Source organism: Gracilibacillus sp. Marseille-QA3620, from assembly GCF_054950035.1.
In genome coordinates, this window is the sequence record NZ_CM143102.1 from 1,230,103 (window position 1) to 1,242,276 (window position 12,174).

9 protein-coding genes are annotated in these 12,174 nt (G+C 44.9%); 7 read left to right on the forward strand and 2 right to left on the reverse strand.

What is annotated here, in order from left to right:
* Positions 1–150: 150 nt before the first annotated feature.
* The 6 genes from ACY8DX_RS06285 to ACY8DX_RS06310 all read left to right on the forward strand — a co-directional run bounded on the left by ACY8DX_RS06285 (position 151) and on the right by ACY8DX_RS06310 (position 9,589).
* On the forward strand, positions 151–4,218 hold the full coding sequence (locus tag ACY8DX_RS06285; protein WP_462406413.1) for a YhgE/Pip family protein: 4,068 nt from the start codon (positions 151–153) through the stop codon (positions 4,216–4,218).
* A gap of 139 nt (positions 4,219–4,357) precedes the next feature.
* A complete protein-coding gene (locus ACY8DX_RS06290; protein WP_439802817.1) occupies positions 4,358–4,912 on the forward strand; it encodes a glycerol-3-phosphate responsive antiterminator in 555 nt (184 codons plus the stop codon).
* Positions 4,913–5,098: 186 nt separating this feature from the next.
* Positions 5,099–5,938 (forward strand): MIP/aquaporin family protein, encoded by an 840-nt coding sequence (locus tag ACY8DX_RS06295; protein WP_049671638.1) that lies wholly within the window; start codon positions 5,099–5,101, stop codon positions 5,936–5,938.
* Positions 5,939–5,989: 51 nt separating this feature from the next.
* The gene (glpK, locus tag ACY8DX_RS06300; protein WP_049671637.1) at positions 5,990–7,480 is read left to right on the forward strand and encodes a glycerol kinase GlpK; all 1,491 of its coding nucleotides are present in this window, start codon (positions 5,990–5,992) and stop codon (positions 7,478–7,480) included.
* A gap of 158 nt (positions 7,481–7,638) precedes the next feature.
* Positions 7,639–9,309 (forward strand): glycerol-3-phosphate dehydrogenase/oxidase, encoded by a 1,671-nt coding sequence (locus ACY8DX_RS06305; protein ID WP_049671636.1) that lies wholly within the window; start codon positions 7,639–7,641, stop codon positions 9,307–9,309.
* 124 nt (positions 9,310–9,433) lie between these two features.
* Positions 9,434–9,589: a hypothetical protein gene (locus ACY8DX_RS06310; RefSeq protein WP_462406414.1), complete on the forward strand. Its 156-nt coding sequence runs from the start codon at positions 9,434–9,436 to the stop codon at positions 9,587–9,589.
* 39 nt (positions 9,590–9,628) lie between these two features.
* Here the strand turns inward: ACY8DX_RS06310 and ACY8DX_RS06315 are convergent, their stop codons facing one another.
* Together ACY8DX_RS06315 and ACY8DX_RS06320 are read right to left on the reverse strand one after the other, a co-directional pair.
* Positions 9,629–9,811 (reverse strand): hypothetical protein, encoded by a 183-nt coding sequence (locus ACY8DX_RS06315; protein ID WP_049671635.1) that lies wholly within the window; start codon positions 9,809–9,811, stop codon positions 9,629–9,631.
* Between the two features lie 125 nt (positions 9,812–9,936).
* On the reverse strand, positions 9,937–10,476 hold the full coding sequence (locus tag ACY8DX_RS06320; protein ID WP_462406415.1) for a peroxiredoxin family protein: 540 nt from the start codon (positions 10,474–10,476) through the stop codon (positions 9,937–9,939).
* Positions 10,477–10,572: 96 nt separating this feature from the next.
* Between ACY8DX_RS06320 and gntK the strand changes: the two genes are divergently transcribed.
* Positions 10,573–12,120 (forward strand): gluconokinase, encoded by a 1,548-nt coding sequence (gene gntK, locus ACY8DX_RS06325; RefSeq protein WP_462406416.1) that lies wholly within the window; start codon positions 10,573–10,575, stop codon positions 12,118–12,120.
* The last annotated feature ends 54 nt before the right edge of the window (positions 12,121–12,174 follow it).

Consider the following 12,174-nt stretch of genomic DNA (forward strand, 5'->3'; position numbering starts at 1 on the left):
GAAAAGTGTCAAATTATCTAAAATAATTACAAAATATCGAAATACTAGAAGGAATTTGAATGACCATTCAGAATATATATCATTTATACGAGTGGTTGCGCTTTCATAACCACCATGACATAGATATTTCGGACAAACTGGGGGTTAGATATGAACGAATATGGCAGCGGAAATCGATTTTCCGAACTTAGACAGCGAAGGGGTTTCTGGGTATCGATTATCGCCGTATTACTGGTTCCACTCTTATATGGCTTGATTATGCTCACTCCAAGCTGGGGCCCGTATGATAATCTGTCTAATTTGCCTGTGGCAGTCGTTAATAATGACGCAGGAACTGTAACAGACGGGAAGGAAGTAAATGTAGGAAGAGATTTAGTATCCAAACTGAAGGAAGGCAATGACTTAGGCTGGAGGTTTGTCAGCAGCAGCCAGGCACAACGCGGACTAAAAGATAATGATTATTATATGGTGATCGAGATTCCAGAGGATTTCTCGAGGAAAGTTGCGACAGTCATGGATGAGAATCCAGAAAAGCCTGAGTTAAAATACACGCAAAATGAAGGCCTTCATTTCATTGCGGCCACAGCAACGAACTCAGCTATCGAAAAGATAAGCAATCAGCTTTCAAACACGATTACTGAGACTTATACGGAAACCGTCTTTGCTTCCTTAGGGGATGTCGGAGAAGGCTTTTCCGATGGTGCAGCTGGTGCCAAAAAATTAAATGACGGATCTAAGAAGCTTCACGACGGAACAGGCACATTATTGGGCTCTTTAACTGGTAAAGCAGGAGACATCAATAAGCTGGCAGACGGGGCGAACCAAGTCGCTGACGGAAATGCACAGGTAAATGCAGGCTGGGGAACAGCGGTACAGGGGTCTGGCCAGTTGGCAAATGGAGCTGGACAAGTAGCGGCTGGAAGTAGGACGCTTAATCAATCGCTCAGTGCAAAATCAGGTGATATTGCCAGGCTTGCCGATGGTACAAAGCAGGTAGCAGGAGGAACGGCACAGGTAAATGCGGGCTGGGGAACAGCGGTACAGGGGTCTGGCCAATTAGCCTCTGGATCTAGCCAGGTAGCAGCTGGTGCAAAGCAGGTAGCAGGAGGAACGGCACAAGTAAATGCGGGCTGGGGAACAGCGGTACAGGGGTCTGGCCAATTAGCCTCTGGATCTAGCCAGGTAGCAGCTGGTGCAAAGCAGGTAGCAGGAGGAACGGCACAAGTAAATGCAGGCTGGGGAACAGCGGTACAGGGGTCTGGCCAATTGGCTGCTGGAGCTGGTGAAATTGTCGCCGGAAGCAGAACGCTTAATCAATCTTTAAGCGCGAAATCAGGTGATATTGCCAAGCTTGCCGATGGAGCCAAGCAGGTGGCAGGAGGAACAGCACAGGTGAATGCCGGCTGGAAAACAGCAGTTGACGGCTCCGGTCAGCTAGTAGATGGTGCAGGCCGATTGGCTTTTGGAAGCCTGACGCTTAACCAATCTTTAAGTGCGAAATCAGGTGATATTGCTAAGCTTGCCGATGGAGCCAAGCAAGTGGCAGGAGGAACAGCACAGGTGAATGCCGGCTGGAAAACAGCAGTTGACGGTTCCGGTCAGGTGGCAGATGGAGCTGGTCGATTGGCTGCAGGAACAAAGGAATTAAATGATTCCCTAAGAGCAAAATCAAATGATATTGCGACTCTCGCAGGCGGAGCGAAAAATGTAGCAAGCGGTTCAGAGACGCTTTATAACTCTTTGAGTTCTAAGGCTGGTGATATTGAAGCACTTGCCAAAGGAACGGCTGATTTGAAAAAAGGGTCAGAAGATATGTATGGTCAATTAACTGGCAACAAGGATAAGATTCAAAGATTGGCAGACGGCGGGCAAGCGGTGAATGCAGGGGCTCAGGAGCTTAGCAGGGGCACTTCTGATATGCTTGCAGGTCTAAATAAAGCAAAAGACGGAGCTGATCAGCTTGCCGGAAGTATGCCTGAATTAATCAATGGAAGTAAAGGAGTTTCAGATGGGCTGAATGGTCTTGCGGCTCAAACCCCAGGACTGAAAACAGGTTCTACGGGTGTTGTGGCAGGACTGGAAGAATTAGCGGCTCTATATCCTGATATGGCAAATGACCCTAAATTCCAAACGGTACTGGCAAAAGCAAGGGGAGTTCAAGGCGGAGTTGCTGCTGTTGATTCAAGTGTTGGTCAATTACAAGGCGGTGCATCCACTTTATCACAAAGCATTTCAACTAAATTAAGCCCTGGGGTCAATCAATTGGCTGATTCATTTAGTAGTCAGCTTATTCCGGGTCAACAGAAGCTTGTCGATGGCGCTAAGCAAGTAGCAGGAGGAGCGGCGGAAATACAAGCTGGGACGGCGACAGTGAATACAAGCTGGGATGCGTTGACAACAGGTGCTGCAGCATTGAATGGTGGACTGACCACTGTGGCTGCAGGGAATGCTTCTGTGAATGAGGGCTGGAAAACAGCTGTCGCAGGAACAAGTGAATTGGCGAATGGGGCAAAGCAAGTAGCTGCAGGTAATGAGCAAGTGAATGAAGGCTGGTCTGCAGCTGTTAATGGATCTGGTCAATTAGCCAGCGGCGCTGGAGAACTTGTATCAGGAAGCAAACTGCTAAACGGTACTCTAGCATCTAAATCTGGAGAAATTGAAACATTAGCAAATGGAGCAGCAGAGGTCGCGGCAGGAAATGCTTCTGTTAATGAAGGCTGGAAGACAGCCGTTGATGGCTCAGGACAAATAGCAAGCGGAGCAGAGGAGCTTGTGCTGGGCAGCAGACTGCTAAACAGCACCTTAGCGTCTAAATCCGGAGATATCGAAACACTTGCAGCAGGAGCCCAGGAAGTTGCTGCAGGAAACGCACAAGTGAATGAAGGCTGGAAGACAGCCGTTGATGGATCAGGATTACTTGCAGCCGGTTCTTTAAGATTGTTTGAGGGAAGTAAAGAATTGAACAGCTCATTGGCAGCGAAATCGAAAGATATCGAGACGCTAGCAGCGGGAGCGAAGCAAGTAGCAGCTGGCTCGGAGCAAGTAGCCGCTGGAAGTAAGGAACTAAACAGCTCATTGGCAGCAAAATCGAAAGATATTGCAACCTTAGCAGCAGGAGCAAAACAAGTATCTGACGGAGCTGGTCAAGTAGCCGCTGGAAGCAAAGAGCTGAACAGCTCATTAGCAGCGAAATCCGGAGACATTGCGACTCTTGCAGCAGGAGCGAAACAAGTAGCAGCTGGAAATGCTACAGTAAACGCTGGCTGGAAGACTGCGGTGGATGGATCAGGACAATTAGCTGATGGTTCGAAGCAAGTTGCCGATGGAAGCAAGGAGCTTAATTCATCATTAGCAGCGAAATCCGGCGATATTCAAACACTTGCAAATGGAGCAAGACAAGTGGCGGATGGAAACGCTACAGTGAAGACTGGCTGGGCAACCATGACTGACGGTGTTAAACAGTTGGATGACGGTGTCGGTCAAGTGAAGGATGGAACGCAGGAGCTGGCTTCTGGTTTAGGTGATGGGGCTGCAAAAGTGGCCGCCACGAACAGAGGGGATGAAAATAAATCCCAATTTGCAAATCCAGTACAGCTTGCAGGTGAGAAGATTAATGGGTATCCATTCTATCGCTATGCAAATGCTCCTTATATTTTGTCACTCGCTTTGTTTGTTGGAGCTTTATTAATGGTGATGGCCGTTGGTGTTAGAAGGCCTGCAGGCGAAGAAGTGTCACCGCTTGCTTGGTATGTGAGAAGATATGGATTTATGGCTGTATTGGTGGCTGGTCAGGCCATTTTGCTGACTGTCTTTACATCCTTCTATGTCCATTCAGGCTTCTTGAATACCGTATCCATGATTCCTTATGCGATTTTGGCGAGCTTAACATTCATGACAATAGCGTTCTTCCTTGTTATGCTGTTAGGCAATATTGGATTATTGATCGGGGCTGCCTTCTTGATTCTGCAGCTATCCACAACAGGTTCGGCATTGCCGGTTGATATGCTTCCTGAGTATTTGAGGAACTTGAGCCAGTTCTTGCCGATGTCTTATTCAATTGCCGGTTTCCGGTCATTGATTTCGCTCAATGATTTCGGCGGTATGATAACAAATGGCGGTATTTTATTGATCTTCCTTGCCTTGTTTGCGGGATTGGCCATTGCTGTATCGTACTTCAAGAAAGACAGAGCTGTTGAGGATAGTGACATGGCAGCGTAATAGAAAATTATAAGAAAACCCTTGTGTTGGTGATATATACCTTAATGGTGTATTATTTCCACGTAGGGGTTTTCTTTAGTTTGACAAAAATGGAGAAGTTGAGGCAAGGATTTGTGTCCATTTATGGTCAGGAGGTACTATGTTGAAGCAAAGTATTTTACCAGCATTATCAAATATGAAGGATTTTGAGAGGTTTCTAGATTCACCTTATGAGGCGGGTGTCATGCTAGAGATTCATCTTGGTCAAATCAAGCATGTCACCAAGATGGCAAATGCTCGAAATAAGAAATTATTTTTTCATATAGATTTAATACATGGATTGAAGAATGATGAATATGGCACTCAATATTTATGTCAGGAATTCCGTCCTTACGGGTTAATATCTACTAAATCAAGTGTCATCCAGCAAGCCAAAAAGCATGGTGTGGTAGCGGTTCAGCGTATCTTTATGATTGACAGTCATGCGATAGAAAGAAGCTTCAGGCTTGTAGAGAAATGCCAGCCGGACTTTATCGAAGTGCTGCCAGGTTCATTGCCAACCATGATCACAGAGGTCTCAAAGCGTTTCCGTATTCCTGTGTTTGCCGGAGGATTGATCCGGACTGAACAGGAGGCACAGGAGGCTCTGAAGGCAGGGGCGGTTTCTATTACAAGCTCCAATCATCTTTTGTGGGAACATTTTTCCGTAAAATGAGAAAAAAGTCATGATTTTGAAAGAAAAGTCGTTGACAGCGCTTTCAACTCGTTTTATACTGTGAGTAAGTTAATAATTCTGGTCGAGACTTGGAGACACAGGTAAGTGATGCCCTAAATTCTCATTGAATGGGTTCCCATACCTGTGCTCTTTTTTTGACCATATTTCAATGAGGGAGTGGTATTCATGACGCCATTTTGGGGTGAAGTGCTAGGAACAATGATCCTGATTATTATCGGGGCAGGGGTATGTGCTGGTGCAAATTTAACAAAGTCTTATGCAAAGGATGCAGGGTGGATTGTCATCACGCTTGCTTGGGGACTAGGGGTAACATTAGGTGTATTCGCGGTTGGAAGTATTAGTGGCGCTCATTTAAATCCAGCTGTTACAATTGGATTAGCGTTTGCAGGTGCATTTGACTGGAATCAAGTTCCATCTTATCTAGCTGCTCAAATGATTGGAGCTATCTTAGGTGCTGCTATTATCTATCTTCAATATTTACCACATTGGAAAGCCACTGAAGACCCTGGTACAAAGCTTGGTGTCTTTGCTACAGGGCCGGCGATTCCACATACATTCTCTAATTTATTGAGTGAAATTATTGGAACATTCGTCCTATTGCTAGGATTGCAATTTATCGGTGCCAATCAGTTTACGGAAGGTTTAAATCCAATTGCAGTTGGTCTATTGATCGTCGCAATCGGTATGGCACTTGGAGGAACAACAGGATATGCCATTAATCCAGCCCGTGACCTCGGTCCAAGGATTGCCCATGCGATTCTGCCGATAGCAGGTAAAGGACCATCCAACTGGGGATATGCGTGGGTACCAGTTGTCGGTCCAATTCTTGGAGGCTCATTAGGAGCATTATTCCATAAAGTAGTCTTTAATGGGGAAATGACCAATACATTCTGGTTCGTCCTTGCTGCGACAGTCGTTGTTCTATTGATTGCTTTAGCGATGAGCCCGAAGAATCAGGATGCGGCTATCCAAGCGGCGGAGGAACCAACAAAAGCGAGATTGTAAGGTTATAATAGATGAATAAACACTATTTTTAATAGGATGGGAGAGAACAAAATGGAGAAATATATTTTATCAATCGATCAGGGAACGACTAGTTCTAGGGCAATTCTCTTCAATAAAGCAGGAGAAATTGTTCATACATCCCAAAAGGAATTTACGCAATACTTTCCGAAACCAGGCTGGGTAGAGCATAATGCCAATGAAATTTGGGGCTCTGTCTTAGCGGTCATTGCAGGCTGTCTATCTGAATCGGGTATCTCCGCTTCTCAAATTGCCGGTATCGGTATTACGAATCAGCGTGAAACCGCTGTAGTCTGGGATAAAGAGACAGGCAAACCAGTTTACAATGCAATCGTATGGCAGTCACGTCAAACGAATGATATTTGTGAAGAATTGAAAGAAAAGGGCTATGATGATTTAGTACGCTCCAAAACTGGCTTGTTAATTGATGCTTATTTCTCTGGAACGAAAGTGAAGTGGATTCTTGATAATGTTGAAGGTGCGCGTGAAAAAGCTAATGAGGGCAAGCTCTTATTCGGAACTATTGATACATGGCTTATTTGGAAGCTTTCAGGCGGAAAAGCCCATGTGACGGATTATTCCAATGCTTCCCGTACCCTTATGTACAATATCTATGACTTGAAATGGGATGATGAGCTTCTTGAGATCTTGGATGTACCGAAATCTATGCTCCCAGAAGTACGTCCATCCTCTGAAGTATACGGAGAGACAATCGAATACCATTTCTTTGGTCAGAATATTCCAATTGCCGGAGTAGCAGGCGACCAGCAGGCTGCCTTATTCGGTCAAGCATGTTTTGAAACAGGAATGGCGAAAAACACGTATGGTACAGGCTGCTTCATGTTGATGAACACTGGCGAAAAACCAGTGAAATCCGAGCAAGGGCTTCTTACGACACTTGCTTGGGGAATTGACGGGAAAGTCCAGTATGCATTAGAGGGAAGTATCTTTGTAGCTGGATCTGCGATTCAATGGCTCAGAGACGGCTTGCGTATGTTTAAGGATGCGGCGGACAGCGAAGCCTATTGCAGACGGGTAGATTCCACTGATGGTGTCTATGTTGTACCTGCATTTGTCGGCCTTGGTACTCCATATTGGGATAGTGATGCAAGAGGAGCTGTATTCGGTTTGACGCGCGGTACGACAAAGGATCATTTTGTCCGTGCAACAGTTGAATCACTTGCATACCAAACAAAAGCAGTCCTAGATGCAATGGAAAAAGACTCAGGCATTGCTCTGAAAACGTTGCGAGCAGACGGTGGAGCTGTGAAGAATAACTTCTTGATGGAATTCCAAAGTGACATTTTAAATGTACCTGTTGAGATTCCAACGATTAATGAAACAACTGCCTTAGGTTCTGCTTATTTAGCTGGACTTGCGGTTGGCTTCTGGGATTCACAAGAGGAAATCGCTTCCCAGTGGGCAGTGAAGAAATCATTTGAGCCGTCTATGGAAGAGAATGTTCGAGAAGAGTTGGTTAAAGGCTGGGAGAAAGCGGTAGCAAGCACTCGGACATTTAAGTAATTTTACTGCCATTTGATCAAGAATGGTGATATACTAAAAATAAGTTAATAATTGGTTAGAGATTTCGAGAGACCACGAATACATTCTCCTGCTTAGGGTAATGTATTTTGTGGTCTCTTTTTTCATAATTTGGTAAGAAAATTGAGGAGGTACAAACAATGGAGCTAAATAGTTTGCATAGAAGTGAGTTTAAAAACGAGCTTAAACATACAACATTTGATGTATTGGTGATTGGGGGAGGAATAACTGGGGCCGGAATAGCACTTGATGCCGCTTCACGCGGAATGAAGGTCGCTTTAGTTGAAATGCAGGACTTTGCTGCAGGTACATCCAGCCGCTCCACGAAACTCGTTCATGGCGGACTGCGTTACTTAAAACAGCTGCAAGTAGGCGTTGTGGCTGAGGTTGGGAAGGAACGCGCGATTGTGTATGAGAACGGCCCCCATGTTACCACACCGGAATGGATGCTGCTTCCTTTCCATGAGGGAGGAACATTTGGCAAATTCTCTACTTCAATGGGCCTTCGGGTATATGACTTCTTGGCAGGTGTTAAGAAGAAGGAGCGCAGGAAAATGCTCACTGTGCAAGAGACGCTTGAGAGAGCGCCGCTTGTGAAGAAGGATGGACTGAAAGGCGGAGGGTACTATGTTGAGTATCGTACCGATGATGCCCGCTTGACCATTGAAGTGATGAAGGAAGCAGCTGCACAAGGTGCTGTTGTCATGAACTATATGAAAGCTGATCAGCTTGTTTATCATAATGGCAAAATTACAGGTATTATCGGCAAGGATTTAATTGACGGCGAGGAAATCACCATTCATTCACGCAAAGTCATCAATGCTTCCGGCCCATGGGTTGATACGATTCGTGAAATGGATCACTCGAAGAAAGGCAAGGTCCTTCAATTGACCAAGGGTGTTCATATTGTCATTGATCAATCAAAATTCCCGTTGCAGCAAGCGGTCTATTTTGATACGCCTGATGGGCGCATGGTCTTTGCGATTCCTCGAGATGGGAAAGCTTATGTTGGTACAACAGATACATTTTATGATACGGATCCTAAGAGTCCACAAATGACCGATCAAGACAGAGATTATATTCTTGATGCGATTAATTATATGTTCCCGACAGTCTCCGTCACAAAAGAGGATGTCGAGTCAAGCTGGGCAGGTGTTAGGCCGTTGATCAGCCAGGAAGGCAAGGGTGCTTCTGAGATCTCAAGGAAGGATGAGACATGGATTTCCGACAGTGGCTTGATCACAATCGCAGGAGGAAAATTAACTGGGTACCGGAAGATGGCGGAAACCGTCGTCAATCTTGTAGCTAAACAATTCCGCGATGAGGGCTATAAGCTATATTCCAGCTGTTCCACGGATAAAATGCCAATTTCAGGCGGACATGTAGGCGGATCCAGTCAATTTGAGAAATATATCGCTAAGCATGCAGACAAAGGTCTTCAAGCAGGATTGTCAAAAGAAGAGGCTGTTGCCATGCTTAGAAAATATGGATCAAATGCTCCTGTCATGTTCGAACTGGCAAAGGCTTATAAGGAAGAAGCGAAGCTATCAGGGCTCCCTCTTGATCTCTTTGTGGCACTTCGTTATTCAATCGAACAAGAAATGGTCGTCACACCGCTTGATTTCTTTAACCGAAGAACCGGAAAGCTCTTGTTTGATATCGCTTCTGTTTATAAGTGGAAGGATGCCGTCATCGAAGAAATGGCTAAGGTTCTCCACTGGTCAGATAAAGAGAAAGCATCTTATACAAAAGAACTTGAAGAAGAGATGAAAAAGGCGACAATTCCTATGCCTGCAGAAATGAATAAATAAGATAGCTGAACCCTTGAACTTATCTGTTCAAGGGTTTTTTTGTCCATGATCGGTCATCGCTTTATACTATTTGATTGAACATTGAACAAAAAGGGAATAGGGAATCATCGTTGGAGATTACAGATTGGAGGAAATGGAAGCCAATCATATTGATATGACTAACAAGAAGAAGGATATGGCTGTTACAACACTTTCAAATGTCAGCGGCTTAGATAAGCAGAATTCCGAGGAATACAGCAAGCGTTATTTCAATACCGGTACCTGCATGTGTGGAGGTTAAAAAAAGCTGATTTGACCTAGTCAAATCAGCATAAAAGGTTTAATTGGATTCTTGTTCTTGTAAATATTTCATGTATCCTGTATAGATACCGAGAACGATGATGGCCATCCCGCCGTTTAGCATGGCATATTGGATGTCCCATTGGCCAGTAATGAGATTCTTGACGGAAAAGACGCTAATCATAATAAGCATGACAGAGATTAACAGCTGGTAAGTTCTCATTTGCAACACCCCTTAAAAATATCAAACTGATTTTGTTCTCTATTGTACTATGAATTTAGAGAGAATATAAGTAAAAAAATGTCTATTTTATGTTTTTTTTTGTAAGATGGGGGTATAGAGCAAACTTACTTAATCGTTGCCAGGATAGATTCAAGGGTATTCTTATCTAATGGGCCAATCCATTTCTTTCGGATTATTCCGCTCGAATCAATAAAAAAACTTGTTGGCAGGGTGAGGATTTGATAAGCTTCACCCGTTTTTCCTTTCGTATCTAAGAGAATGGGAAAGGTCAGCTTATCTCTCTTGATAAAATTGTGGACATCATCAACGCTTTTCTCTGCGTTGGTCATATTAATGCTTAAAAGGCTGGCATTTTGTTTGTTGGATTTAAAATAATCTTCCAATGCGGGCATTTCCTCGCGGCACGGAGGGCACCATGAGGCCCAAAAGTTGATTACGACCTTTTGTCCGAGATAATCGGACAGGCGGACCTGTTTACCAGAGATGGTTAGAAGGGAAATGTCCGGAGCGGGCTGTCCGACCTTCACTGCTTGGGTAAGGGCTGCCGCGTGAATGATTTGTGTATGCTCTAAAGGCATATTTGCCCCTGAGAGAGGGGTTAAGAGAAAAATGGATGCAAAGCTGGTCAGCAGCTGTTTCTTCATTGGTTGAGCCTCCAAAATTACATTGTCTATCAGCAGTATTACCATATACAATATTCTCTATTATGAGAGTGATTATTAGTGGAAATGAGGGGATTCATGATGTTTTATATTGGGGTCGATATTGGGACAACTTCTACTAAGGCTGTTCTGTTCACCAAAGAGACAAAGGTTCATTGTATTAGTCATGTAGAATATCCGCTACATAGTCCTTCACCAATGATTGCTGAGCAGGACCCCGAAGAGATCTTCCAAGCAGTGGTTAAGGCAATCAAAGGTGTTGTCGATAAGAGTAGAGCAAGGGCTGAAGAAATCCGTTTTGTCAGCTTCAGCTCTGCCATGCATAGTATTATTGCAGTTGATGAGAGAGGACTACCTATAACGGCCTGTATTACATGGGCAGACAGCCGTGCAAAAACGTGGTCAGATAAGATTAAGAATGAATGGAATGGACATGAGATCTATAAGAGGACAGGCACCCCGGTTCATCCGATGTCCCCTCTTGCGAAGATTGCTTGGCTGACGCATGATTGCCCAGATATTGCGGCAGGGGCGCATAAATATATTTCCATCAAGGAATATGTGTTCCATAAATTATTCTCTCAGTTTGTGATTGATCATTCTGTTGCTTCCGCAACGGGTCTATTCTCATTAGCAGATTTAGATTGGGATGAGGAGGCCTTGCGTGTGGCAGGAATCACGAGAGAACATTTGTCACACCCTGTTCCGACTACTTGGTATGCAGCTGGGATGAAGCCTCAATATGCGGAGGAAATGGGGCTCTCGGTTCATACGACTTTTGTGATTGGCGCGAGTGATGGTGTACTCTCTAATCTTGGCGTGAATGCGATTGACCCGGGTATTGTCGCCGTGACTATTGGCACAAGCGGGGCAATTCGTACGGTGACAGGCCGGCCGGTGACAGATGAGAAAGGACGTATATTCTGCTATGCTTTGACAGACAAGCACTGGGTGATTGGGGGACCCGTGAATAATGGGGGAATGACCTTCCGCTGGCTTCGGGATGAGCTTGCTTCAGCAGAGGTAGAAACAGCGAGACGGCTTGGGATAGACTCCTACGAGGTTTTGACCAAGATTGCCGAAAGAGTGGCCCCGGGAGCTGAAGGGCTTCTTTTCCATCCATATTTGGCTGGGGAAAGGGCTCCGCTTTGGAATCCAGATGCCCGCGGATCATTCTTTGGTCTTGGTATGCATCATAAGAAGGAGCATATGGTCCGTGCGGTACTCGAAGGAGTAATCCTTAATCTGTATACGGTTTTATTAGCCTTACAGGAATTGATAGGAGTGCCTGAGAAGATAAGAGCAACAGGAGGCTTTGCCCGCTCTCCTTTATGGAGGCAAATGCTCGCCGATATCTTTAATCAGGAGGTCGAAGTGCCAGAAAGCTTTGAGAGCTCCTGCCTCGGCGCGGTTGTGCTTGGCCGCTACGCCCTCGGAGAGATTGAGGATTTCGCTGTTGTGAAAAGTCTTGTCGGAACAACCCATGTTCATAAACCGATTGAGCAGCATGTGCAAATCTATGAGGATTTAATTCCTATCTACATCAGTATCTATCGCAAGCTGGAGGAGGAGTACACAAGCATTACCGAATTTCAGAATAAATGGGCAAACAAACTAATTGAATAGTCTTTCTATTTCCTTTTTGAAAGACTTCTGTTGACAGTCTATGTTGCTAAATAG